This window comes from Corynebacterium aurimucosum ATCC 700975 (genome assembly GCF_000022905.1).
Lineage (GTDB): Bacteria > Actinomycetota > Actinomycetes > Mycobacteriales > Mycobacteriaceae > Corynebacterium > Corynebacterium aurimucosum_F.
Genome location: NC_012590.1, coordinates 1,878,370 through 1,902,110, shown reverse-complemented (window position 1 = coordinate 1,902,110; position 23,741 = coordinate 1,878,370). Strand labels below are relative to the sequence as shown.

The 23,741-nt window shown below is 61.5% G+C and carries 21 protein-coding genes; 8 read left to right on the top strand and 13 right to left on the bottom strand.

The window, feature by feature from the left end; all coding sequences use genetic code 11:
* Positions 1-59: 59 nt before the first annotated feature.
* Positions 60-494 (top strand): RDD family protein, encoded by a 435-nt coding sequence (locus tag CAURI_RS08945; RefSeq protein WP_010190602.1) that lies wholly within the window; start codon positions 60-62, stop codon positions 492-494.
* 265 nt (positions 495-759) lie between these two features.
* Here the strand turns inward: CAURI_RS08945 and CAURI_RS08940 are convergent, their stop codons facing one another.
* From CAURI_RS08940 to sucB, 8 genes are all read right to left on the bottom strand, one after another.
* Positions 760-1,545 carry a DUF4191 domain-containing protein gene (locus CAURI_RS08940; protein ID WP_010190601.1) on the bottom strand — a complete coding sequence of 262 codons (786 nt, stop codon included), beginning with the start codon at positions 1,543-1,545 and terminating at the stop codon, positions 760-762.
* Positions 1,546-1,587: 42 nt separating this feature from the next.
* The gene (gene lipA / locus CAURI_RS08935) at positions 1,588-2,652 is read right to left on the bottom strand and encodes a lipoyl synthase (protein WP_010190600.1); all 1,065 of its coding nucleotides are present in this window, start codon (positions 2,650-2,652) and stop codon (positions 1,588-1,590) included.
* A gap of 108 nt (positions 2,653-2,760) precedes the next feature.
* Complete coding sequence (lipB, locus tag CAURI_RS08930) at positions 2,761-3,567, bottom strand: lipoyl(octanoyl) transferase LipB (protein ID WP_010190599.1); 807 nt, start codon at positions 3,565-3,567, stop codon at positions 2,761-2,763.
* A gap of 69 nt (positions 3,568-3,636) precedes the next feature.
* Positions 3,637-4,029 carry a glycine cleavage system protein GcvH gene (gene gcvH / locus CAURI_RS08925; RefSeq protein ID WP_010190598.1) on the bottom strand — a complete coding sequence of 131 codons (393 nt, stop codon included), beginning with the start codon at positions 4,027-4,029 and terminating at the stop codon, positions 3,637-3,639.
* Between the two features lie 42 nt (positions 4,030-4,071).
* On the bottom strand, positions 4,072-5,184 hold the full coding sequence (gene gcvT, locus CAURI_RS08920) for a glycine cleavage system aminomethyltransferase GcvT (RefSeq protein WP_010190597.1): 1,113 nt from the start codon (positions 5,182-5,184) through the stop codon (positions 4,072-4,074).
* Positions 5,185-5,187: 3 nt separating this feature from the next.
* A complete protein-coding gene (gcvP, locus tag CAURI_RS08915; RefSeq protein WP_010190596.1) occupies positions 5,188-8,055 on the bottom strand; it encodes an aminomethyl-transferring glycine dehydrogenase in 2,868 nt (955 codons plus the stop codon).
* A gap of 83 nt (positions 8,056-8,138) precedes the next feature.
* Positions 8,139-9,284 carry an MFS transporter gene (locus CAURI_RS08910; RefSeq protein ID WP_010190595.1) on the bottom strand — a complete coding sequence of 382 codons (1,146 nt, stop codon included), beginning with the start codon at positions 9,282-9,284 and terminating at the stop codon, positions 8,139-8,141.
* A gap of 270 nt (positions 9,285-9,554) precedes the next feature.
* Positions 9,555-11,255, bottom strand: coding sequence for a 2-oxoglutarate dehydrogenase, E2 component, dihydrolipoamide succinyltransferase (sucB, locus tag CAURI_RS08905; RefSeq protein WP_010190594.1), 1,701 nt, complete (start codon positions 11,253-11,255; stop codon positions 9,555-9,557).
* Between the two features lie 148 nt (positions 11,256-11,403).
* On the opposite strand from sucB, the gene CAURI_RS08900 reads away from it, so the two are divergent.
* Positions 11,404-11,811, top strand: a complete 408-nt coding sequence (locus tag CAURI_RS08900; protein WP_010190593.1) for a hypothetical protein — start codon at positions 11,404-11,406, stop codon at positions 11,809-11,811.
* Between the two features lie 20 nt (positions 11,812-11,831).
* On the opposite strand, the gene CAURI_RS08895 is transcribed toward CAURI_RS08900, so the two are convergent.
* Positions 11,832-12,374 carry an isochorismatase family protein gene (locus CAURI_RS08895; protein WP_010190591.1) on the bottom strand — a complete coding sequence of 181 codons (543 nt, stop codon included), beginning with the start codon at positions 12,372-12,374 and terminating at the stop codon, positions 11,832-11,834.
* Between the two features lie 28 nt (positions 12,375-12,402).
* Here CAURI_RS08895 and CAURI_RS08890 point away from each other — a divergent pair, with 28 nt between their 5' ends.
* Complete coding sequence (locus CAURI_RS08890) at positions 12,403-13,677, top strand: glutaminase (protein WP_010190589.1); 1,275 nt, start codon at positions 12,403-12,405, stop codon at positions 13,675-13,677.
* 48 nt (positions 13,678-13,725) lie between these two features.
* Here the strand turns inward: CAURI_RS08890 and CAURI_RS08885 are convergent, their stop codons facing one another.
* Positions 13,726-15,225, bottom strand: a complete 1,500-nt coding sequence (locus CAURI_RS08885) for a leucyl aminopeptidase (protein WP_012715163.1) — start codon at positions 15,223-15,225, stop codon at positions 13,726-13,728.
* Positions 15,226-15,390: 165 nt separating this feature from the next.
* Between CAURI_RS08885 and CAURI_RS08880 the strand changes: the two genes are divergently transcribed.
* Positions 15,391-16,494 (top strand): branched-chain amino acid aminotransferase, encoded by a 1,104-nt coding sequence (locus CAURI_RS08880; RefSeq protein WP_010190583.1) that lies wholly within the window; start codon positions 15,391-15,393, stop codon positions 16,492-16,494.
* A gap of 9 nt (positions 16,495-16,503) precedes the next feature.
* Here the strand turns inward: CAURI_RS08880 and CAURI_RS08875 are convergent, their stop codons facing one another.
* Both CAURI_RS08875 and CAURI_RS08870 read right to left on the bottom strand, forming a co-directional pair.
* Positions 16,504-17,421 carry a nicotinate-nucleotide--dimethylbenzimidazole phosphoribosyltransferase gene (locus CAURI_RS08875; protein WP_010190582.1) on the bottom strand — a complete coding sequence of 306 codons (918 nt, stop codon included), beginning with the start codon at positions 17,419-17,421 and terminating at the stop codon, positions 16,504-16,506.
* A gap of 12 nt (positions 17,422-17,433) precedes the next feature.
* Positions 17,434-18,126 carry a DUF3043 domain-containing protein gene (locus CAURI_RS08870; protein ID WP_010190581.1) on the bottom strand — a complete coding sequence of 231 codons (693 nt, stop codon included), beginning with the start codon at positions 18,124-18,126 and terminating at the stop codon, positions 17,434-17,436.
* Positions 18,127-18,306: 180 nt separating this feature from the next.
* Here CAURI_RS08870 and CAURI_RS08865 point away from each other — a divergent pair, with 180 nt between their 5' ends.
* Positions 18,307-18,651 carry a HesB/IscA family protein gene (locus CAURI_RS08865; RefSeq protein WP_010190580.1) on the top strand — a complete coding sequence of 115 codons (345 nt, stop codon included), beginning with the start codon at positions 18,307-18,309 and terminating at the stop codon, positions 18,649-18,651.
* 70 nt (positions 18,652-18,721) lie between these two features.
* Here the strand turns inward: CAURI_RS08865 and asnB are convergent, their stop codons facing one another.
* On the bottom strand, positions 18,722-20,644 hold the full coding sequence (gene asnB, locus CAURI_RS08860) for an asparagine synthase (glutamine-hydrolyzing) (RefSeq protein WP_010190579.1): 1,923 nt from the start codon (positions 20,642-20,644) through the stop codon (positions 18,722-18,724).
* Positions 20,645-20,998: 354 nt separating this feature from the next.
* Between asnB and ctaC the strand changes: the two genes are divergently transcribed.
* The 3 genes from ctaC to ctaE all read left to right on the top strand — a co-directional run bounded on the left by ctaC (position 20,999) and on the right by ctaE (position 23,698).
* A complete protein-coding gene (ctaC, locus tag CAURI_RS08855) occupies positions 20,999-22,078 on the top strand; it encodes an aa3-type cytochrome oxidase subunit II (RefSeq protein ID WP_010190577.1) in 1,080 nt (359 codons plus the stop codon).
* A gap of 19 nt (positions 22,079-22,097) precedes the next feature.
* Positions 22,098-22,529, top strand: a complete 432-nt coding sequence (gene ctaF / locus CAURI_RS08850) for an aa3-type cytochrome oxidase subunit IV (protein WP_010190576.1) — start codon at positions 22,098-22,100, stop codon at positions 22,527-22,529.
* Between the two features lie 557 nt (positions 22,530-23,086).
* On the top strand, positions 23,087-23,698 hold the full coding sequence (gene ctaE, locus CAURI_RS08845) for an aa3-type cytochrome oxidase subunit III (RefSeq protein WP_232745219.1): 612 nt from the start codon (positions 23,087-23,089) through the stop codon (positions 23,696-23,698).
* Positions 23,699-23,741: the final 43 nt, after the last annotated feature.

Genomic DNA, 23,741 nt, shown 5'->3' with positions numbered 1-23,741 from the left:
TCTGGGGCACCTGGAGGTAAATTTTCTGCTTCGCGGAGCCGACAGCTAGATTGGTGAGCATGGCAGATAATAACGACGGCTTCGAGCACGGGCAGTGGCCTGGGCAAACAATGGGCTTGCCCAAGGAGGGCTCAGGTGCCCTGGCTTCTGTAATGCGGCGCACTCTTGGCGTGCTCATTGACTGGCTCTTGGCGATGCTCATTGCCAACCTTCTTGAGCTCTTTACGGATTCGCTCGGCGGCCCAGCTTTCTTGGGCTATGCAGTGTGGGTAGTTATGGGCATCGTGTGCGGATGGCTCTTCGCCCGCACCCCGGGAATGGCCGTGCTGGGCATGGGCGTGGCGCGCCTCGACAAGCCGGGCACTTCTGTCGGCTTGTGGCGGGCGGCGGTCCGCACGCTGCTGACTGCTGTGCTCTTCCCCGCAGCGATGGTCGATGCCGACGGCCGCGGCCTCCACGATCGCGCCACCGGCACGGCCGTTATCATGGCCTAAAGCTTGGTCAGCGCTAGCCGGTCGTATCCACCACAGATGCCCCACAAATGGTTCCCCTGAAAAGGTTTGTTTGGGGGCAAACAAACCTTCTTCATAACGCTAGATGGTTTACTTGGGGTCAAGTAAACCATCTGAGTAGAACCATCTGACGAAACCTGGTCACGAAGGCTAGGACGGTCCTAAAGCAACGAAGAATCGCAAGGTAAAGAAGGGGTCCCTTCCGAGAATCTCGGAAGGGACCCCTTCTTGTGTGGAACAAGATGGCTTATTTGCCGCCCTTGCGCTCCTGCATGCGGCGCATGCGGCGGTTCATGCCCGCCATGTTCTGAGCCTGGCGGGGCATTGGGCCCTTTGGCAGGCCCGGAGTAGTGCCCGGGAGATCATCCATGGCCTCGATGCGGCGAATGTTCTCGTAGGTTTCGTTCTTGTTGTAGTTGCGCGGCAGCTTCATAATGTGGCTGCGCAGCTTGGACACCGGCACCTCATCCTCACCGCTGCCCACGAAGACCTCGTAAACCGGCACACCGCCAGCCAGGCGGTCAACGCGTTTCTTCAAACGGTTAAGAGTAGGGGCAACGCGCTTGCGGTCACCCTCAACGACGAAAATGACGCCGGAGTTACCAATCACGCGGTGAACCAGATCCTGCTGGCGCGTCGCAGCCACGCCCGGCTTGACCTTCCACACCACACCAACGGTGTTGCGTAGCTGCTGCTCCAAAGCCCAACCGGCGACACCAGGCTGGTCTTCCACCTTCTTGTACATATCGCGCTCAAGGCGGCGGGTGAACAGGAACATGGCGAGCATCGCGCCAAGACCCAAGCCAATGATGAGCATGAACCACTGGCCGTTGAAGAGCATGCCGATAAGGAAGAAGAGCAAGCCCATGCCCAAGAACGCAGCCAGCATGATGGGGATGAGAGCCTTGTCCTGCTTGCGCTGCATGTTGAACGCTTGCCACATCTGTGACCAGTTCTGCTTGCGCTGGGCGCGCTTGGCCGCCCGCTCTTGCTTCTTCGCGTCCTTGAGCGACGCCTTATCGTCCTTAGCCATGTCTCCTACTTTAAGGGCAAGGGGAATAAAAAGAGAAACGCGTTAGCGGATGGTAGCGGCAACAGAGTTGGATTGTGCGGGGGTCTTAGCCATGCGCGTGGTGACCGGAGTTTCCTCGGAGGGGCCGTACTTCTCCAGCAGGGTGGAAGCCTCCTGGGCGGTAGCGCCCTGGGAAGTCTCCGCCAGGTGCTTCAGGTTCTCCGGAAGCTCGAGGCCGCGTGCCTCCATGGCCTGCACGTAGAGGCGGCCAGCGCGGTAGGAGGAGCGGACCAGCGGGCCAGACATGACGCCACCGAAGCCCAGCTCCTTGGCCAGCTTGGAGTGCTCCACGAATTCCTCCGGGCGCACCCAGCGCTCGATCGGGTGGAAGCGCGGGCCGGGGCGCAGGTACTGGGTGATCGTGATGATGTCGCAGCCTGCCGAGCGCAGGTCGCGCAGTGCTTCCTCGATCTCCTCGGCGGTTTCGCCCATGCCCAGGATGAGGTTGGACTTGGTGATCAGGCCAAAGTCGTGGGCCTGGCGGATGACGTCGAGGGAACGCTCATAGCGGAAGGCCGGGCGGATGCGCTTGAAGATGCGCGGCACCGTCTCCAGGTTGTGAGCAAAGACCTCGGGGCGGGCCTCAAAGACCTCCTGGAGCAGGTCCGGCTTACCGGAAAAGTCCGGGGTGAGGTTTTCCACGCCGGTATTGGGGTTAAGCTCATGAATCTTGCGCACCACCTCGGCGTAGAGCCAGGCGCCCTCATCAGGAAGATCATCGCGGGTAACACCCGTGATGGTGGTGTAGTTGAGATCCATTTCCTGGATATTCTCTGCCACACGACGCGGCTCGTCGCGGTCCAGTTCCGCTGGCTTACCGGTAGCGATATCGCAGAAATCACAGCGGCGAGTGCACTTGTCACCGCCGATGAGGAAGGTAGCCTCACGCGATTCCCAGCACTCGTGAATATTGGGGCAGCCAGCCTCTTGGCACACGGTGTGTAGGGAAGCACCAGTCACGCGAGATTTCATGTCCTCGTACCCAGGGCCGGTGCGAACCTGGTTGCGGATCCAGCGCGGCTTCTGTTCGATGGGAGACTCCGCATTCTTCTTCTCAATGCGGAGCATCTTGCGTCCTTCAGGCTTAACAGTCACGGAACCTCACTTTAGGTGTTGAACTAGCTCTTTCTAATACAAGCCCTACGAGTGGCGGCTTTATTCCACCGAGGGTAGCCGCTATTTTTCTTGCGCGGCTTTGCGGGCTTGGCGGGCCTTCTCATTGGCCACTTTGATGGGATCAGGTGCCGAGGCAAAGGTGTGGTCGGCCACTGTTAGTTCGCCGGAGAGGGCTTTGAGGAGGGCGTCGAGAAGCGGCGCTTCCGCCTCCTCCATGGTCACCTCACGGCCGAGCTCAAGCGATAGCGTGGACACGTCCGCATCGTCGATGCCGCAGGCCACGATGTGCTCGTAGTATTCCAGCGTATTGGTGCAGTTGAGCGCCAGACCGTGCATGGTCACTCCGCGGGTCACGCGAATGCCCAGGGCGCCTAGCTTACGGTCGCGCTTCGGGGCGGCTGGGTCGGCAGCCTGGGTGGTGGAAGGAACCCATACGCCAGAGCGTCCATCGATGCGCCCAGCGGTGCTCACACCGAGTTCGCGGACGGCTTGGATGATGGCCTCCTCAAGGCGGCGGACGTAATCGACAACGTCTACCGGCTCGGCCAGCTTGATAATGGGGTAGACCACCAACTGGCCCTCGCCGTGCCAGGTGATGCGCCCGCCACGGTCTACATCAATGACCGGTAGGCCATTATCAGGCATATCCTCCGGCTGCGTGCGCTTGCCGGCGGTGTAGACGTTGGGGTGCTCCACCACGAGGATGACATCCCCCTGCGTGCCCGCCGCCCGCGCCGCGGCGATCTCGGCTTGCAGATCCCAGGCCTCTTGGTAGCCCATGCGGCCTAAGCGGCGGATCTCCAGTGGTTCGTCGGAAGCGCGGATGGAGCGATCAACGGGAAAGAAAGGTTCGCGGGGAGCAGTCATGAACCCAATCCTAAACCCCGCGAGAAATCAGCCCGAAAGGGGCTGAGTCTGCGCTGCTCAAGCGATGTTTTAGTCAACGCCGTTGGCGGAGGCGTATTCGTCGGCGGTCATCAGCTCGCCGGCCTCGGTGACCTCGACCTCGAAGAGCCAGCCTTCACCGAAGGGATCGTTGTTGATGACTGCGTAGTCATCGTGCACGCCCTCATTGACGGCGGTCACGGTGCCGGTGACCGGGGAGTAGAGGTCAGACACGGACTTGGTGGACTCGACCTCGCCGCAGGTCTCGCCGTGCTCGACGGTATCGCCCACGGCAGGCAGCTCAGCGAAGACGACCTCCCCCAGGCGGTCGGTGGCCACGGAGGTGATGCCGATACGGACGGTAGAACCAACGACGGAGTCAGCGGTGGCGTTAATCCACTCGTGGTCCTCGGAGTAGGAGAAATCGGAAGGAAGATTAGCCATGAGAAGGGGTGTCCTTTCGGTAGTTGACTTCAGTAGTGGAGTTTACTTATCGCGCTTGTAGAAGGGCAGCGCGGAGACTTCGAAGGGGTAGCGCTTGCCGCGGATATCCACCTCGACGGCCGCACCCGGCTCGAGTCCAGCGGCGGTATCGATGAGCGCGAGTGCTACCGGGTGCCCCAGGGTGGGGGAGGGCTGACCAGATGTCACCGTGCCCACCTTGTTCTCACCCACGTAGACCTCGGAGCCGGCACGGGCGGCGCGGCGCTGGGAGGAGACAAGTCCGGTGATAACGGCCTGCGGGCCCTCCTCAGCGCGCTGGCGCAGCACCTCAGCGCCTACGAAGTCCTGCTCCTTCTTGGCAAAGGCGCGGGACATTCCGGCCTCCACTGGGGTGATATCGCGGGTGAGCTCGTTGCCGTAGAGCGGCATGCCAGCCTCCAAGCGCAGGGAGTCGCGCGCTGCCAAGCCACAGGGCTTGATGCCGTATTCCTCGCCGGCCTTGAGCAGCTCTTCCCACAGCTCCGGGGCATCGGAGTTGTAGACGATGAGCTCGAAGCCGTCCTCGCCGGTGTAGCCGGTGCGGCAGATGAACGCATACTTACGGGCCACCTTGCCGGTCATCGCGGCGTAGTAGGGCAGGTCCATCACGGCCTGCTGCTTGGTGTCCTCCACCAACGGGACGAGGATCTCCAGCGCCTTCGGGCCCTGGACGGCAATCATGGCCACGTCGCGGGACTCGTTCTTCAGGTCCACGTCGAAGCCCTCGGCGCGCTCGTTGAGTGCATCCCACACGGTGTCGGCGTTGCCAGCATTGGGCACGACGAGGAACTTGGTCTCCTCCAAGCGGTAGGTGATGAGGTCATCGATGATGCCGCCATCCTCCGCGCAGATCATGGAGTACTTCGCCTTGCCCTCCTTGAGGGTGGTGAGGTTGGAAATGAAGCAGTAGGACAAGAACTCAGCGGCGTCTGGGCCGTTGACCCAGATTTCACCCATGTGGGACAGATCGAAGAGGCCCGCGGCATTACGCACCGCGCGGTGCTCCTCAAGCTCGTTGTCATACTTCAGCGGCATCTCCCACGGCCCGAAGGGGGTGAAAGTAGCGCCGAGTTTCTCGTGCTCAGCATGCAGCGGGGAGTGCAGGTAGTCAGTCATTGATTAAACCTCCTGGTTCTCGTCGGAGTAGTCAAAGGCCTCTGGCGGCGGGCAGGTGCACACCAGGTTGCGGTCACCATAAGCCTCGTCGATGCGGCGCACCGGCGGGAAGTACTTATTAGCGCGCAGGGAGGTCACCGGGTAGGCGGCCTGCTGGCGGCTAAAGGCAAAGTTCCACTCGTCGGCGGCGACGGATTCGGCGTTGAACGGTGCGTGGTGGATGACGGAGTCCTCGTAGGCCACTTTGCCGTCGATGATTTCCTGGATTTCGGCGCGGATGGAGCGCATAGCCTCGATGAAGCGGTCCAGCTCACCCAGGTCCTCGGACTCGGTGGGCTCCACCATGAGGGTGCCGGCCACCGGGAAGGACAGGGTCGGCGCGTGGAAGCCGTAGTCCACGAGGCGCTTGGCCACATCAGCAGCGGTGACGCCGGAGGCGTCGGTCAGCTCGCGCAGGTCAAAGATGCATTCGTGCGCTACCAGGCCGGCATTACCCGTGTAGAGAACCGGGAAGGAATCCTTCAGGTTCTGCGCCAGGTAGTTCGCGCCGAGGATGGCGTGGCTCGTCGTCTCCGTGAGTCCTTGCGCGCCCACCATGGCCAGGTAAGACCAGGAAATCGGCAGCACACCAGCGGAACCGTAGCGCGATGCGGTGGACGGCACGCCGGTGCCTTCCGCGGCCGGCTGCGCGGGGTCCAGCTGGGGGTTGTTGGCATCCGTCGGCAGGAAGGGCACCAAGTGCTTGGCGACGCCCACCGGGCCCACACCCGGGCCACCTCCGCCGTGCGGGATGGTGAAGGTCTTGTGCAGGTTGAGGTGGGAGACATCGCCACCGAAGACGCCCGGGCGGGCCCAACCGGCCAGCGCGTTCATGTTCGCGCCGTCGATATAGACCTGGCCGCCGGCTGCGTGGACCTTGTCGCAGACCTCGCGCACCTCGGGGTCGAAGACACCGTGGGTGGAGGGGTAGGTAATCATGATGCCGGCGACGTGCTCGCCGTGCTGCTCGAGCTTGGCGTCGAGGTCGGCGACGTCGATCGAGCCATCGTCCGCGGTCTTGACCACGACAACGCGCAGGTTGGCCAGGGTCGCCGACGCCGCGTTGGTGCCGTGCGCTGAGGCCGGAATGAGGATGACATCGCGGCCATGATCGCCGTTGGCAACGTGGTAGCGACGAATGGCCAGCAGGCCGGCCAACTCACCCTGGGAACCGGCGTTGGGCTGGATGGAAACCTGGGCGTAGCCGGTGATTTCGGCGAGCCAGGACTCGAGCTCGTCGATCAGCGCGCGCCAACCAGCGGTGGTCTCCTCCGGGGCATAGGGGTGGATGCCCGCGAACTCCGGCCAGGAGATGGGCTCCATGGCGGAGGTGGGGTTGAGCTTCATCGTGCACGAGCCCAGCGGGATCATGGTGCGGTCGAGCGCCAAGTCCTTATCCGCCAGGGTGCGCAGGTAGCGCAGCATCTGGGTCTCGGAGTGAAGCGAATTGAAGATCTCGTGCTGCAGCGGCTCCTCGGAGCGCTGGACAGAGGACGGAATCTCGAAGGAGCCAGACGAGGCTGGCTCGGACGCAGTGAAGTCTGTGGCGCCGAAGGCGGTGGCAAGGGTGTTGACATCCTCGCTGGTAGCGGACTCGCCGAAGGAGACCGAGACCTTGTCCGTGCCGATGGCGCGCACCAGGTAGCCCTTCTCCTGCAGCTGGGCCTTGACGGCGGCGGCATCCACGCCGGTAACGGTCACGGTGTCGAAGAAGTCTCGGGAGACAATCTCCTTGCCTGCGCCGGTGACTGCCGCAGCGAAAGCAGAAGCGCGGTCATGCGCGCGCTGCGCAATCTCCTTCAGCCCCTTCGGACCGTGGTAGACGGCGTACATGGAGGCGACATTGGCCAAGAGGGCCTGTGCAGTACAGATATTGGAGGTGGCGCGCTCGCGGCGGATGTGCTGCTCGCGGGTCTGCAGGGCCAGACGGTAGGCGGGGCGGCCGGCGGCGTCCTTGGACACGCCCACGATGCGGCCCGGAAGCTGGCGCTTGAGCTTATCCGTGACGGACATGAAGGCTGCGTGCGGGCCGCCGAAGAAGAGCGGGACGCCGAAGCGCTGCGAGGAGCCGAGGACGACGTCTGCGCCCATTGAACCAGGCGCTTCCAGAAGGAGCAGCGACAGCGGGTCGGCCACAACGGCGGCCAGGGCGCCGCGGGTGTGCAGCTCCTCGATGGCAGCGCGCGGGTCGACGATATCGCCCTCCGTTCCGGTGTAGGCCAGAACTGCGCCGACGAGGTCTTCGCCGACGATGCCATCGCGGACATCAGCAATCTCGACCTCCAGCTCGATGGCGCGGGCGCGCTCGGCGGCCACGGCCAGAACCTGCGGGTGCAGGCGCGAATCCAACAGCACGCGGCGGCCCTTCTTCACCGCACGCGCCATCAGGCCGACGGCCTCGGCGGTGGCAGAGGCTTCGTCGAGAAGCGAGGCGTTCGCGATGGGAAGGCCGGTCAGGGACTCAATCATGGTCTGGAAGTTCAGCAGTGCCTCGAGGCGGCCCTGCGAAATTTCCGGCTGGTAGGGCGTGTAGGCGGTGTACCAGCCGGCATCCTCCAGCAGCCCGCGGCGAATGACCGCTGGGGTGAGGGTATCGGAGTAACCCTGGCCGTAGAAGGACTTCAGCACGACATTCTGGGAGGCGTACTCGCGCAGCTTCGCCTGCGCATCATCTTCGCTCAAAGCCTCCGGGAGGTTGAGCGCCTCGGCGGCGCGGATGGAGGTCGGCAGGGCAGCATCGACAAGCGCGTCCACGCTGTCATAGCCCACTGCCTTGAGCATCGTCTCACGCTCGGCTGCATCGGGGCCGAGGTGACGAGAGGTGAAATCCATATGGTGAATCTCCTTCGTGGCGATAGTTTTGTGTGACCTAAACTGCCCCAAGTATAAAGCGTATGCCATGACATTAACCCCGGTTACCCCTTAAAGCGGAGGCGCAGCGTCACGGCAGTCAACGCCGCGATAGAGAGTCCAATGATGAAGGCGGTGGAATAGCCTGTGACAGGGCCCAAAAGCGAGAGAATGAAGGGGGCAAAGAACCCCAGATAGGTCAGCGAATAAAACACCCCCGTTGCTGCACCAAGCTCCGCCGGGTGCGCGATGGCTTGGGTTTCCGCGAGACCGCTGAGCATGCCAATTCCATAGGAGCTGCCCATGGTGATGGCCGCGAGGGGCAGAAGGAAAACTGCCCAGTTATGTTCCGCCGCGGCGAGGATGCCGAGGCACAGGGCCATGCCTATGGCGGCCAGTACCATGCCGTGAAAAGCAGTCACGCGGATGCGACCCGCTAGCTGTTGAATGATTACGCCGCTGCCCATGGTGAGGAGCGCGCAGAGCCCGGCGATGAGAATGGGGTGGCGCAAGTGCTCGCTGAGCTGTGAGGGCAGGAAGACGAAGGCGGTGGTGGCGGAGCCGAAGACCCATGGTGCGTAGGCCACAACCGGTAGGTAGCGGGGGGTAATCAAGCTTGTCGGTATGAAGGTGCGCCGCTGTGACAGCGACTGTTTGCTCTGATCTTCGGGCACCGTCCACACGAGCGGGACCACGACGAGGGCTAGGCCGATGTGCAAAAGATAAGGCAGGACGGTGGGCCAGGGGAGGAATTCCGCGGTGATACCGGCAACGCCAGGCGCTGATGCGAAGCCGGCTGACAGTGCGATAGAGGAACGCTTCGCACCAACGCTGAGGTGGGTGCTGAGCTCCTTAATCCACGCAGCGCCGGAAGACATGGCCAGGCCCACCGCAGCCCCGGCACACAGGCGGCCGAGCAACAAGGGGAGGAAGGCACCGCCTGCGCCGCCGAGGAAGACCAGTGAGCCAGCAGTGGTGATGAGGACGGCTGGGCGCATGATGGCTCGGCGTCCCAACGAATCCGAGAGTGGGCCGCCAATGAAGAGAGCCACCATGATGCCGAGGGCATAGATGCCGAAGAGGAAGGTCGTCTGTAGAACCCCTAGTTCGGTGGTGACTTGGTAGACCACGACCATCGGGGCGAAGAGATTAGCGCCGCAGGCGACGAGGAACATGCCTAAAGCGACGCGGAACCACTTCTGAGAAACCATGCAGCACAGTCTAGTGTACTGAATCACAGTGGGGTGGGGAAATGGAGCGGGGATGGCACGCGGAAGGCGCCTATCTGCCAAAGTTATTGAAACCGCCGGCGGGATCTGCGGAGATCTTCGTCAGATAGGCAGGGGTGCTGGCATTAGAGCGCTTGTCGCCGGGCTGCTCTGGGGCGCTGTGCGGCGTAGGAGGAGAGAAACAGCAGGCACAACGACGAAGCTCCCCTGCCGCAGTGGCGGGGGAGCATACCTAGGCCTTAGTTCTAGGGCTTAGAGGTCAAGGTCGGCTTCGAAATCTGCGGTTTCGAGGCGGTCCTTGATGGTCGTGATGAAGCGACCAGCGTCGGCACCGTCGACCACCTGATGGTCGTAGGTGAACGGCAGGTAGCACATCTGGCGGATGGCAATCGCGTCCTGGCCGTCCTCGGTCACGACGACCGCGCGCTTGGTGATAGCGGCGGTGCCCAGGATGCCGGCCTGCGGCGGAACCAGAATCGGGGTATCCAGCAGGGCGCCCTCGGAGCCGATGTTGGTCACGGTGAAGGTTGCACCGGTCAGATCATTCGGCTTGAGCTTGTTGTTGCGTGCCTTGTCTGCCAGCTCGGCGATCTTCTGGGCAATCTCCGGCAGCGTCAGTTCCTGGGCCTTGTGGATGACCGGGGTCAGCAGGCCACGCGGAGTATCCACGGCGATGGCCACGTTGACGTCAGCGTGGTAGGTCATCTCCTTGGTCTCCGGGTTGTAGGACGCGTTGACGTTCGGGTGGGAGACCAGTGCCTCAACGGTGGCCTTCACAATGAACGGCAGGAAGGAGAGGTTGGCCTCGTACTTATCAATGAACGCCTGCTTGGACTGCTTGCGCATATCCCAGATGGCGGTCATATCGACTTCCTGGACGTGGGTCAGCTGAGCGGAAATCTGGAGGGCCTCAACCATCTTGGACGCCGTGATCTCGCGGATACGGTTGACCTTCTGGGTGGTGCCGATGAGCTCCTGCTTCTCCGGATCCACGGACTTGGTGGACCAGCGAGCACGCGGGTTGCTGGAGGATGCGCTAGCAGAGGAAGCCGGTGCCTCGCCCTCGCCAGCCGCGGCCAGGACGTCCTGCTTGCGGATGCGGCCGCCGACGCCAGTGCCAGAGACGGTGGAGAGGTCAACGCCGTGCTTCTCAGCCAGCTTGCGCACCAGCGGGGTGACGTACGGGACGTTATCGCCGTTGTTGACCTTGGTGGAAGTCTCAGAAGTCTTCGGCTCGGAGGACTGGGAAGCAGCAGGCTTCTTCTCTTCTGCCTTAGGCTCTTCCTTCTTCTCCTCAGCCTTGGGCTCTTCCTTCTTTTCCTCTGCCTTTTCTTCCTTGGCGGCGGGCTTCTCGGAGGCTGCGGCGGAGCCGTCGCCTACGCGGGCGATGACGGCGCCGACGTCGACGGTGTCGTCTTCCTCGGCGAGGATTTCAACGAGGGTGCCGGCGACCGGGGAGGGGATTTCGGTGTCGACCTTGTCGGTGGAGACCTCGAGGAGTGGTTCGTCGACCTCGACGGTGTCGCCGACGGACTTCAGCCACTGGGTGATGGTGCCTTCGGTGACGGACTCACCGAGCTCCGGCATCTCTACGTCGGTGGCGTCACCAGAAGCAGCCGGAGCCTCAGACTCAGCGTCCTCAGCAGGCTTGTCCGGGGTCTCAGCAGCTTTCTCGGAGGAATCCTCGGACTCCTCAGCAGCCGGTGCAGACTCGCCCTCATCACCGATGATGGCGATGACTGCGCCCACGTCTACGGTGTCATCTTCCTCAGCCTTGATTTCGAGGATGGTGCCGGCGACCGGGGAGGGGATTTCGGTGTCGACCTTGTCGGTGGAGACCTCGAGCAATGGCTCGTCGACCTCGACGGTGTCGCCGACGGACTTCAGCCACTGGGTAATCGTGCCTTCGGTTACAGATTCGCCCAGTTCGGGCATCACAACAGAGTGTGCCATAAGTGTTAAGACTCCTCGAAAGTTGGAATTAGTGAAACGCTAGTGATTGATTCTACAGCGTGTTTATAAAAGCTGCGCATGGGTGGGGTGAATTGGGGCAACCTCCGCAGGAAGTGGCTGAAGGCGGGCTCCGGTAGGCTAAAGAGCCATGTTCAACCCGTTCCGCCGCAATAGCTCTAAGTCCCAACTGCGCCCACCCCGCGCACCGGGGGAGACCATTCGGGCAGAAGACGCTCAGGAGCTCCAAGCTTGGGCACAGGGGCGGGCTTATATTGAGGCATTTGTGGAGCCGGAGACCGTGGTCAACGAGATGTCGGTCGTCGTGGTTGATGAAAGCGGGGCCTTCATCCGCCGCCGCATTGGTGGACCCAAAGGTATTGACGCGGTGGCCAAGCTTCTGCGCTGCGATGTCTATGACGTCGAAGAGACCGGTTACCCGCAGCGCATGCGCGAGCGCATCGAGCGAGAGCGCATTCTGCGCAAACGGGAGGAGCAGCGTGAGCGCCGCGAACGTTTTGAGCAGCGCCAGCAGCAGAACCAACAGGGGGATAGCTAAACAGCCATAACCCCTGTTGCTTATTCGCTAACGATGGTGGCGCCTGCCTTGGCTAAATCCTCCAGGGCGGCGGCGCCGCGGGCTTCGTCGACGGGCGCACAGTAGTCCGCCAGAACCCGCACGGTGAAGCCTTCCTTAAGGGCGTCGGCAGCCGTTGCGCGCACGCAGTGATCGGTGGCAATGCCAACGATGTCCACGGCGGTGACGTTGTGCTCCCGCAACCAGTCCGCCAGGGAAACTCCATTGGCCGCGCCTTCGAAGCCCGAGTAGGCGGCGGTGTATTCGCCCTTCTTGAAGTAAGCCTGGGCGGGCGCGATGGCCTCGTGCATGGCGGCGCCGAAAGAATCAGCCACGCAGTGTGTAGGCCAGGTATCGACAAAGTCGGGGTTCTCAGCGAAGTGGGAGCCTGGATCGATATGCCAATCCTGTGTGGCTACGACCGTCTCATAGGAGGCTTGGAGTGCGCCGATGCGCTCAGCAACTTCGTTGCCGCGTTCGGTGCCGAGGGCTCCGCCGGGACAAAAATCATATTGGACATCGACAATGATGAGTGCAGGTGTCATACGGGGCAATTCTATACCCTGGGAAGCGATGAAAACACCGATTCCATTTTATCTACAGAAGATCCTTAATGGCGTTCACGATCACGATTCCGGTGAGGTAGCTGACTATATCCCGGAACTGGCCAGCGCAAACCCAGACCAGTTGGGCGTTGCTCTGTGCTCTGTGACAGGCCACCTCTATAGCGCCGGTGACGCGGAAAACCGCTTCACCATTCAGTCCATCTCAAAACCATTCGTCTACGCCCTCGCGCTGAGTGAGCTGGGCTTAGACGCGGTGCGTGATGTCGTCGGTCTCGAGCCCTCTGGGCAGGCTTTCAACGAGCTTTCCCTAGCCAAAGACCACCGCCCGGTAAACCCGATGATTAACGCCGGGGCCATTGTAGTCAACCAGCTCATCAACGGTGTGGACTCCAGCGTGGAGGACCGCGTGGAAAAGATTCGTTCCTTCATTTCACAACTGGCGGGGCGCGAGGTGGACGTCGACAAGCGCCTGTGTGACTCCGAACTGGAGCACGCCGAGCGTAACCTCTCCCTCGCGCACATGCTGCGCTCCTATGGCATCATTCAGGACGATGCCCACGACGCAGTGCTGTCCTATACCTCGCAGTGCGCGCTGTCGGTCGACGTGCGCGACCTCGCCGTTATGACCGCCACCTTGGCCAATGGTGGGCGCCAGCCGGTGACAGGGGAGAAGATTCTGGACGCCGATGTTTGCCGCATGACCCTGGCGGTGATGAGCTCTTGCGGCATGTACGACGGCGCTGGGCGCTGGATGACGGAGGTAGGAATCCCCGCGAAGTCAGGCGTAGCCGGCGGTCTCATCGGTACTCTGCCGGGTCAGATTGGTGTGGCGACGTTCTCTCCGCGCCTCGATGAGCAAGGTAATAGCGTGCGCGGCACCGCGATCTTCCGCGAGCTTTCCTCGGACATGGGCCTGCATCTGATGTCCACAGAGAACCGCTTCGGCGTGCACCCAGTACGCAGTGTTGATGAAGATGATGAGACGGCGATCATCCGACTGCAGGGTCATATCAACTTCACCGCCACGGAAGCCATCCTCCACGAGCTGGAGGAGCGCCAGTTCTCCGGCAAGCGCTTGGCCTTGGACTTCTCCCAGGTCTCTGGGCTGCACAAGGTGGGCCGGCGCATGCTCAAGGAAGGCCTGCGCCGGCTGCGTGAGGAAGGCAACGAGGTCGCGCTTGTCGACGATGACGGGCTCGTCACCGATCGCGCCATGTCCGACGGCACCGTCCTCCCGCTGGCGGACAAGGAGGACTACGTCATCGCCGGCGAAGAAGTGTGAGCGGCCTAAAGCCGCTCACACGAGGGGCCGAATTGACGACGCTCTGATCTAGGCTTCGGCAATCTCGCGCAGCGCTGCCACCACGGTGCGCACCGGCACACCGGTAGCGCGCTTCGGGGTGTAGCCGCGCGGAGCGGAACCGTTCCAGGAGGGGCCGGCGATATCGATGTGGGCCCACTCGATGCCCTCGCCCACGAATTGCTTGAGATAGGTGCCGGCGAATTCCATGCCGCCCTCGCGCTTAGCGTTGATGTTGCGGATGTCCGCGGCCTGGGACTTAATCTCCTCGTCGTGCTCCTCCAGCAGCGGCATGGCCCAGGCGTTCTCGCCCACCTCGCGGCCGATTTCGGCGAGACGATCGCGGAAGACCTCGGAGCCCATGATGCCGGAGGTGCGCGAACCCAGCGCCACGATCTGTGCGCCGGTGAGCGTCGCGGTCTCGATGAGATAATCCGGCTTGTCCTCGCTGGCGCGGGCGATGGCGTCCGATAGCACGAGGCGGCCCTCAGCGTCGGTGTTGAGCACCTCGGAGGTCAGGCCACCGTAGTGGGTAATGACATCGCCCGGGCGGGTGGCACCAGAGCCCGGCATGTTCTCCGCCAGCGGCAGGGTAGCGGTGATCTGAACCGGCAGCTTCAACTTGGCCGCAGCGATGATGGTGGCCGCCATCGCAGCAGAGCCGCCCATGTCAGAGATCATGTCCCACATGCCATTGCCTGGCTTCAAGGAAATACCGCCGGTATCGAAGGTGATGCCCTTGCCCACGAGAGCCACGTGCTTCTTGGCCTTCTTGGGCTTCCAGCTCAAGCGCACCAAGCGCGGTGGACGGGCCGAGCCCTTGCCCACGGCCAAGATTCCGCCGAAGCCCTGCTTCTCCAGCTGCTTTTCATCGAGAACCTCGACGTCAAGACCGGCCTCCTTGGCCTGGCCGGAGAGGAAGTCTGCGTAGGACTCCGGGTAGAGCTCGTTAGCGGGGGCATTCACTAGGTCGCGGGCGAGCAAAACAGACTCGGCCACGGTGCGGGCGGCCTCGAATTCTTCGGAAACAGACTTATCAGCCACCACGATGAAGCTGGCCGGCTGCTCCTTGTCTGTGAGCTCAGTGGAGCGGATTCCGCGGTAGGCATAGCCGCCGAGGATGAGTCCCTCAACGGCGGCCGTAACGCCGAAGTCTGCCAAGGTGGTCACGATGGTGCCCACGCCCGCAGTGCCGCGAGCGGCGCTGCCGGCGGCGCGGCGCAGAGCTTCATCGTCGAGCGCCTCAACGTCACCCAAACCCAATGCGATGACCTGAGCGGCACCTGCCTTCTGTGGGGCGGGAACCTTCACGATCTCCCCGGCCTTACCCGTCGCGCCCACCGCAGCGAGAGCCTCGTAGGTCGAGCGCAGCGCGGAGGAACCGAGCAGAGAGGTACCCGGAACCTCGAGCCCCTCCTCACCAGCAAAGGTGGCGATGAGCAGGGCGTCTGCCTGCTTGGGGGCCTTCTTGGCCAGCTCAACGGTGGGGAAAGAGCCGCGTGCGGGCAGTTCGAACGTGGAAGAAGCCACGATGTCCTCCTTGAGAAAATGACAATGGGATACTCCTCACACACTACCTGTGTCCATGACGTGGAACGCGGAGGGGCAATGTACACGAAGGCTGACTATTTCAGGCGATACTTTGCTTGGGCATTTCTGCACTTCTATAGGTGTCTGGGGAGTACGCTGTGAGGCATGTTGAATTACACCGTGACGCGAACTGATACTCCCACCTCCCCGGAACGCCTGAAGGAGATTCTGGCGAACCCGGGCTTTGGTAAGTACTTCACCGACCACATGGTGACGATTGACTGGACTGAGGACAAGGGTTGGCACGACGCGCAGGTGCGCCCTTACGCGCCGTTCAGCATGGATCCGGCCTCCACTGTCTTCCACTACGGCCAGGCCATCTTCGAGGGCATCAAGGCCTACAGCCAGCCCGACGGCAGCATCGCCACCTTCCGCCCAGAGCAGAACGCGCAGCGTCTGCAGGCCTCTGCTGAGCGCATGGCAATGCCGCAGCTGCCAGAAGAGGAGTTCATCGAATCCCTGCGCCAGCTTGTCGACGTCGACCAGACCTGGGTCCCCGAGGCCGGTGGCGAGGCAGCCCTGTACTTCCGCCCCTTCATGATCGCTACTGATGTCTCCCTGGGCGTGCACCCGGCGCATTCTTACCGCTATGTTGTCATCGCCTCCCCGGCAGGCGCGTATTTCTCCGGTGGCATCAAGCCGGTGTCCGTCTGGCTGTCCACCGACTATGTTCGCGCCGCTCCCGGCGGCACCGGTGCAGCGAAATTTGCCGGCAACTATGCGGCTTCGCTGCTCGCGCAGGCGCAGGCTGCCGAGAAGGGCTGCGACCAAGTGGTCTGGCTGGATGCCATCCAGCGCACCTACATCGAGGAAATGGGCGGCATGAACCTGGCCTTCGTCTACGGCGAAGAGGGCAACCAAACCCTGGTTACCCCAGAGCTGTCGGGATCGCTGCTTCCGGGCATTACACGTAAGTCCCTGCTGCAGGTGGCCGAAGACATGGGCTTGAAGGTTGAAGAGCGTCGCATAACCTACAAGGAGTGGGAGCAGGACGTCGCCTCCGGCGCGATGGTGGAGGCCTTTGCCTGCGGTACCGCGGCTGTTATTACCCCGGTGGGCCACGTCATGGGCAACGAGACCGACTTCCACATCAACAACGACGAGGCCGGTACTACGACGATGGCCCTGCGCGAGCGCCTCACCGGCATCCAGCGCGGTTCCGTGGAGGATACCCATGGCTGGCTGCACACGCTGGTGGAAGCGAAATAAGCACCCCGACTAGGCGAGCTCTGCGGCCAGCTGCACCAGCGGCAAGGCCGCGAGCGCGCCGAGAGGGAAACCTTCACTCAGGTTTAAATCAAGCAGTGGATTTAGCCCCAACTCCTTGAGGGCGAGGGCATGCGCAGGTTCGGGGGTCGTGCTTCCCGCGCGCAGCCAGCCCTTCACACCGGGCGCGGTGCGCTCGGCCAAGACTGCGGCGGTGGCGGCCAGGGGGCCATCGATAAGCACTGGCGTGCGCCGCGCCGTGGCCTGCGCGATGAAACCCACCAACGCTGCGAGATTCGGGGAACCGATGGTCTGCACGACCTCCCAGCCCTCTAGGTTGCGGGCGCGGAACATGGAGTCACGCACAACGCTCACGCGGGCCTTCCACTGCGCATCCGTGATACCGCTGGCGAGCGTATTCGTCCCCACGATCGCTACCGGTTCGGTGTGGGTGATCCGGCCCATAACACTGGTGGCAACGGTCTCCGTGCCAATGTCACAAGCGGACGCGATGAGCAGGTCGGCGCCGGAATCGATCTCCCTATCTGCCGTGGTCATGCCTAGGCTGACGAAGGACTCGCACTCCGCAGGGGACATGGCGGTAGTGCTGCCGCACGGTTTAGAGTTTTCGGAGTCGCTGCTGGTGCACTCGACGAAGTCGATGCCCGCCCCCGCCCGCTGCGCAGCGCTGAGGAGATTATCGCGCCACCGTTCCTCATCAGCGGGGGAGTGCTGCGTGATAGCCACGCCGTCGACAGTGCGTTCAGCGGTGGGCCGAGCGCCTTCAAAGACGACGGCCCGGGGCCGCTCAAGCGCTGTGGCCTGCGGAGAATCCTGCGCTGCCGCCAGCCATGCAGCAATCTCTGCCATGCGGTTTGGTTGAGCTGCGATTGAAGGGCGCAGCTGGGGAACCGCGGTGAATTCAGGCATGTGTCCTCCGGCCTAGACGGTGGCCCCGCGCTCCACCTGCGGACGCGGCGTGCGCCACTTGCGTGGCTGGGAGGCGCGGGAGTACGCGTAGAACCCTAGACCAAAACCGGCCTCGGTGGTGCCGGGGAACTTCAGGCGCACCGCGTTGTTGCACTTGCGCGCGAGCCAGAAGCCCTCGACAGCGAAGACTACGATGACCGCCATCGCGCCGATCGAGATGATCTGGGACAGACGCGGGTCTCGGGTGCTGACAAACATGAGCACCAGCAGCACGATGGCAAAGGGCATGACCCATTCGTTAATGAAGCGGTGGGAATCTACCCAATCGCGCACGTAGCGGCGGACATCGCCCTTATCGCGGGCGAGGAGGTAGCGCTCGTCGCCCGCGGCCATGCGTTCCTGTGCCACCTTGTTGCGCTCGCGGGACTCTTGGCGCTCCTTGCGCTTGTATTCCTTCCACTCTGCCTTAGACATGGAAGCTTTGAGTTCCTTGCGGTGCTGGTAGCGCTGCGCGTCCGACATTCCTCGGGGATCTCGCTTAACACCGCGGGCGATTTCTTGCGCATCACGCTTGGGCGTGGGGCGGCCCTTCGGCGGCGTGTAGCCCTTGCGGTGCGGTTTCTCGGCGGCGGGTTGCTCTTCCGGCGCCGGGGTGTGCTCGGCGGGGGAAGAAGTCTTGTCATCTTTTTGCCACGGAAGTTTCACGCTGTTTAGCGTACAAGGTCGCGCGGACATAACGGGAATAGGCCCGCGGGAGATGGCGTTGTGGTGAGGGAACAGGGCACCAGTGAACCACTAGTGAACTGTGAGGCATCCTTTCTTCCTCTTGTGAGAGGGGGTAGGGTGGGCTCCAGAAAAAATTCCGTAATCATAAGAGGAGAAATCATGACCGCTCCCGCGTCTGCAACCGGAGTTATCCTGACCGAGGCCGCTGCGGCCAAGGCAAAGTCCCTGCTTGATCAGGAAGGCCGCGATGATCTGTCACTGCGCATTGCTGTCCAGCCGGGCGGCTGCGCGGGCTTGCGCTACCAGCTCTACTTCGATGACCGCACCCTGGATGGTGACAAGGTGGATTCCATTGGTGGTGTCAACCTCGTCGTGGACAAGATGTCCATCCCGTATCTCACTGGCGCCAAGATCGACTTCTCCGACACCATTGAGGCCCAGGGCTTTACCATTGATAACCCCAACGCTGGCGGTTCCTGCGCTTGCGGTGACTCCTTCAATTAAAGTCACATAGACGATATGCCGAAGCCCTCGCCACACGGCGAGGGCTTCGCTTTTTTATTCTCTATCTTTATTAGAGCTTCACGGGGTAGTCGCGCTGCTCAATCTTCGGGTCGATGCGCTCTTCCACGAAGATGCCATGCCAAATCATGAAGGACAGCACCGTCCACAGGCGGCGGGAGTGATCGGAGATTCCGTCACGGTGCTCCTTGAGCATCTCCAGAACTTCCTTCTTGTTGAAGATGTCCTCGGTCTGGGACTCCGTGATCTGATCCTGGGCCCAACCGTAGAGTTCATCGCCGGCCAACCAGTGGCGCATGGGAACCGGGAAGCCCAGCTTCTTGCGGTGTAGCACGTGCGGCGGGACAATCTGCTCCATGGCCTTGCGCAGCGCGTACTTGGTGGTGCCGTGCGAAATCTTGAGGTCGTAGGGGATAGTTTCCGCGACCTTGAACACTTCCTTGTCCAGGAAAGGAACGCGCAGCTCTAGGGAGTTGGCCATGTTCATCTTGTCGGCCTTGACCAGAATATCGCCGCGCATCCACGTAAACAGGTCGAGGTGCTGCATGCGGGCTACCGGGTCGAAGTCCTGGGACTGCGTATAAATCGGCGCGGTGACCTCGCGGTGGTCCCACTCCGGCTTGGCCCAGGGGAGCACCCGCTGCAGCTGCTCGAAGTTAAAAGAACGTGCATTGCCGTAGTAGCGCTCCTCCATGGTCATCGAACCACGGTTGAGCAGGGACTTGCCCTTCATGCCTTCGGGGAGGACGTGCGAGAGCTTGCCCAAGCCACGGCGCAGCGGGGAGGGGATCTTCTCGAACGGAGCTAGCGAGAGCGGCTCCTTATAGATGGTGTAGCCGCCAAAAAGCTCATCGGCACCCTCGCCGGAGAGCACCACCTTGACGTGCTTACGGGCTTCCTGGGCCACGAAGTACAAGGGGACAAGAGAAGGATCTGCCACCGGGTTGTCCAGGTACCACATGATCTTCGGGACAGCCTCGGCATATTCCTCGGGGGAGACGATCTTGACGATGTGCTCTACGCCAATGGCGGCGGCGGACTCGGCGGCGACGTCGACCTCGGAGTATCCTTCGCGCTCGAAGCCAGTGGTGAAGGTGAGGAGATCCGGGTTGTGGCGCTTGGCCAAGGCTGCGATGGCGGTGGAGTCAATGCCGCCGGAAAGGAAGGAACCGACGGTCACATCGGCACGCATGTGCTTCTCGACGCTATCCTCCAACGCCCGGGCGATCTTGTCGAAGAGCTTCCGCTCCTCGCCTTGTTTCACGGGCTGAATGGGGAAGCGGGGCTTAAAGTAGCGCTCCGATACAACTTCTCCGCCAGGGCGAAGCGTCACGGTGCAGCCAGACTCGACGCGGCGAATATTGGCGTGGAGGGACTCTGGCTCAGGCACGTACTGCAAGTCCACGTAGTGCTCGATGGCGCGCCTATCAAGGCTGAGGTCTAGACCCAGCGAATCGGCCATCGAGAGGATGCACTTCATTTCAGAGGCAAAGACGGTGCCGGCGTCGGTGGTGGCGTAGTAGAGAGGCTTGATGCCGAACTGGTCGCGCGCGGCGAACATGGTCCGAGTTTCGGTATCCCAGATGACGAATCCGAACATGCCGCGCAGGTGCTCGACAACATCCTTACCCCAATGGTGGTATCCGACGACAATGGGCTCGCCATCGCCTTCAGTATTGAAGGTGTAGCCGGCTGCCCTGAGCTCTTCGCGCAGTTCCACGTAGTTATAAATCTCGCCATTGAAGGTGAGGGCATAACGCTCAGGGTTGTCCTCGGGGCCCCAGCGAAGAGGCTGGTTCGAGTGCTCTAGATCAATAATGGATAGACGGTTAAAGCCGAAGGCTGCATCGTCATCATGCCAGGTGCCAGCAGCATCCGGGCCGCGGTGGCGCATGCACTGGAGGGATTGTTCGAGGGCCTCCAGGTGCTGGGCGGCATTGCGATCGGCGCTCAGTAGCGCGCAGAGTCCGCACATAAACTTGCTTCTCCTTATATATCAAGCTTCATCTTTGACACACTTTACGGCCGGATCCGGAGGATCTGCGAACCCCGCGCCGCGCTCCCCGTTAGGGTGCGAACTTTCGGATGATGTACAGCTGTACGCTCTGTGAATTGGGTCATAGCGGGTAGGGGGAGGGTGGGGTAGTCGGTGTGACCTTGTGCAGGTGGGCCGGTAACATCCCGTACGTTCACTATTTATAGAGCGGGGCCAGCATCTAATCAGTCCAGCGAAAAGGTCTGAAATTCAGGCAGGATCCTCTATCCTGATTGGGTAGGAATGCTCTGTGAGTATTCGAGAAGTTTGTGTGCACAGAAAGGCAGAACACACGTGGGACAGCGTAAGCAACGCAACCTCGGCCGTAAGGCGGGCCTAGCGGGCGTCATCGCTCTGGGCGGTCTAGCTCTGGCAGGTTGTGACGTCGCAGCACCGACGGCCGTTGAGAACCTCCTAGGTATGGGTTGGCCGAAGGGCGTGACCCCTGAGGCAACCTCGATGTACAACTTCTGGATCTGGGTCTGGGTTGCTGCATGGATCATCGGTTTCATTATGTGGGGTCTGTTCCTCACCGCTATCTTCCGCTGGAATGCGAAGAAGGCTGAGAAGGCTGGCAAGGGCGAGTTCCCGAAGCAGCTGCAGTACAACGTGCCGCTGGAGATGGCTCTGACCATCATCCCGATTCTCATCATCATGGGCCTGTTCTTCTTCACGGTTCAGGCACAGCAGAAGGTGACGGCGTTGGATAAGAACCCTGAGGTTACCGTCGACGTCACGGCTTTCCAGTGGAACTGGAAGTTCGGCTACGCCGAGAACAAGGTTGATGGCGAGAACTACGATGGTGCCGATGCTGAGCGCCAGAAGCTCGCTGAGGAATCTTCCATCGATCCGGAGGGCACTGATAACCCGAACCCGATCCACGGTAAGTCCATGGGTGACATCTCTTACCTCAACTTCAACAAGATTGAGACCGTGGGTACCACCGAAGAGGTTCCGGTTCTGGTTCTGCCGGTAGACACCCCGATTGAGTTCCGCCTCGCCTCCGGCGATGTGTCCCACTCCTTCTGGGTTCCGGAGTTCCTGTTTAAGCGCGATGCCTACGCGCACCCGGAGAACAACTCCCAGGAGCGTCGCTTCCAGGTAGAGAAGATTGAGGAAAAGGGCGCCTTCGTTGGTCGCTGTGCTGAGATGTGCGGTACCTACCACGCCATGATGAACTTTGAGATTCGCGTCGTAGACCGCGCAGACTTCAACGAGTACCTCAAGTTCCGTGAGGAGAACCCGCAGGCAACCAACGCCGAGGCTCTCGAGCACATTGGTGAAGAGCCCTACGCAGTTACCACCGCTCCGTTCAACTCTCTGCGCGACACCCGCGATGCCGACAACTTTGTCGACACCGCTGAGGCGGCATAAGAAAAGGAACTGATAGAAAATGCGTGCAACATCTAAGGTCTTTTATTCCATCGCGACCTACCTCTTCGTGTCGCTCATCGTCTACGTCATTGGTGTTAACTACGTCAAGGATGATGGCTACATGTACGGCACCGAGTGGGTCGGCATCGTGGGCATGGTTCTCGCTATGCTGCTCTGCCTCATGCTGGGCGGCTACCTGCACTTCACCGATAGCCGCTCCGACATCGCGCCGGAGGATTGGGAAGAGGCGGAGACTGAAGACGCAGCCGGTATCCTTGGCTTCTTCTCTCCGAGCTCCATCTGGCCGCTGTGCATGACCGGCTCCATTGCAGTGTTGGGTCTTGGCATCATCTTCCTCTACTTCTGGATGATCATCCTGGGCGCAGTCCTGCTCGTCACCTCCGTGACTGGCCTGTCCCTGCAGTATGGCCTTCCGAAGGAAAAGCACTAAGGCTTAACCTTTTCTGCCGCGCGTTCTAGCGTCAAGACTTCTCACGCCTCCGCCACACCTCGTGGCGGAGGCTTTGTCGTTGAGAGGACTGCGTCGTAGTGCGTTGCGGAAAGTTCCCAAAAGGGAGAAAAAATTTCGATTTGGGTGGAGTGCTGGGGGCGGGTGGCTTGCCGAAAAGTGTGTAACTCTAGGTCTGTGCTTAGAATTCCAGCACGTTAACGGCCATTTTTACGGGGGTCATCCGAAAGTTGCAGTCCTGCACTTTCGCCCGCGGGGGCGGGTGTGATTTATCTCATTAGCGTTGGTCCGGCCGATTCCGGACTGCGGGCAAAACGTACCTCTTCTTGACCTGTTGCTGGCTTCACAACCGGCGTTGCCAAGTCTCACTACCTGCAGGGATGGGGCGTCGTAAAGCGCGCTAAAAAGTTCCCGACTACTTCCTGGGAGCTCTATGGTTCCTGCCTGGGGTGAAAACTGTGAAGGTCTAGGTCGTGGCCTCAAAAAAATCGGGGGGAAATGAGATGACTTATGCGGTCAGACCAGCCATACTGTTATGCGTGACGAGCGTAGTTTCTAACCAAGGTATGGCAGCACCACGTGTTGCCGCGCTGAACCGACCCAACATGGTCAGCGTCGGCACCATCGTGTTCCTGTCTCAGGAATTGATGTTCTTTGCTGGACTGTTCGCGATGTGGTTCACTTCGCGTGCGAACGGCCAGGAGGGTGACTGGGCAGAGCACACGGCGCACATCAACGTGCCCATGGGCTTCCTCATTACGAGTGTCCTGGTTCTTTCCTCCGTGACCTCTCAGTTCGGCGTGTTTGCAGCAGAAAGGGGTGACGTTTACAAGCTCCGACTCTGGTACTCGGTAACCATCGCGTTGGGTGTTGTCTTCTTGGGCATCATGGCGTTCGAGTGGACAGAGTTGATCATGGCAGGTCTCACTGTTCAGTCCAGTGTCTTTGGTTCGGTCTTCTATATCCTGACCGGGTTCCACGCGGCACACGTGACTGCGGGTCTGATCGCCTTCGGAATTATCTTGGCGCGAATTGCCCGCTCCAAGTTCACGCCTGCACAGGCCACCGCGGCAATGGCAGTGTCTTACTACTGGCACTTCGTTGACGTTGTGTGGATCGGCGTGTTCGTAGTCATCTACCTAGTTCAGTAGGCCGTAGTCGCCGGAGAATAGCCGGCCTACAGTCATTCATCTC

Excerpts from the sequence above, each read along its gene's own strand:
- CAURI_RS08945 (WP_010190602.1), top strand. The coding sequence starts at position 60 with ATGGCAGATAATAACGACGGCTTCGAGCACGGGCAGTGGCCTGGGCAA.
- CAURI_RS08940 (WP_010190601.1), bottom strand. The coding sequence starts at position 1,545 with ATGGCTAAGGACGATAAGGCGTCGCTCAAGGACGCGAAGAAGCAAGAG.
- lipA (WP_010190600.1), bottom strand. The coding sequence starts at position 2,652 with ATGCTCCGCATTGAGAAGAAGAATGCGGAGTCTCCCATCGAACAGAAG.
- lipB (WP_010190599.1), bottom strand. The coding sequence starts at position 3,567 with ATGACTGCTCCCCGCGAACCTTTCTTTCCCGTTGATCGCTCCATCCGC.
- gcvH (WP_010190598.1), bottom strand. The coding sequence starts at position 4,029 with ATGGCTAATCTTCCTTCCGATTTCTCCTACTCCGAGGACCACGAGTGG.
- gcvT (WP_010190597.1), bottom strand. The coding sequence starts at position 5,184 with ATGACTGACTACCTGCACTCCCCGCTGCATGCTGAGCACGAGAAACTC.
- gcvP (WP_010190596.1), bottom strand. The coding sequence starts at position 8,055 with ATGGATTTCACCTCTCGTCACCTCGGCCCCGATGCAGCCGAGCGTGAG.
- CAURI_RS08910 (WP_010190595.1), bottom strand. The coding sequence starts at position 9,284 with ATGGTTTCTCAGAAGTGGTTCCGCGTCGCTTTAGGCATGTTCCTCGTC.
- sucB (WP_010190594.1), bottom strand. The coding sequence starts at position 11,255 with ATGGCACACTCTGTTGTGATGCCCGAACTGGGCGAATCTGTAACCGAA.
- CAURI_RS08900 (WP_010190593.1), top strand. The coding sequence starts at position 11,404 with ATGTTCAACCCGTTCCGCCGCAATAGCTCTAAGTCCCAACTGCGCCCA.
- CAURI_RS08895 (WP_010190591.1), bottom strand. The coding sequence starts at position 12,374 with ATGACACCTGCACTCATCATTGTCGATGTCCAATATGATTTTTGTCCC.
- CAURI_RS08890 (WP_010190589.1), top strand. The coding sequence starts at position 12,403 with ATGAAAACACCGATTCCATTTTATCTACAGAAGATCCTTAATGGCGTT.
- CAURI_RS08880 (WP_010190583.1), top strand. The coding sequence starts at position 15,391 with ATGTTGAATTACACCGTGACGCGAACTGATACTCCCACCTCCCCGGAA.
- CAURI_RS08875 (WP_010190582.1), bottom strand. The coding sequence starts at position 17,421 with ATGCCTGAATTCACCGCGGTTCCCCAGCTGCGCCCTTCAATCGCAGCT.
- CAURI_RS08865 (WP_010190580.1), top strand. The coding sequence starts at position 18,307 with ATGACCGCTCCCGCGTCTGCAACCGGAGTTATCCTGACCGAGGCCGCT.
- asnB (WP_010190579.1), bottom strand. The coding sequence starts at position 20,644 with ATGTGCGGACTCTGCGCGCTACTGAGCGCCGATCGCAATGCCGCCCAG.
- ctaF (WP_010190576.1), top strand. The coding sequence starts at position 22,098 with ATGCGTGCAACATCTAAGGTCTTTTATTCCATCGCGACCTACCTCTTC.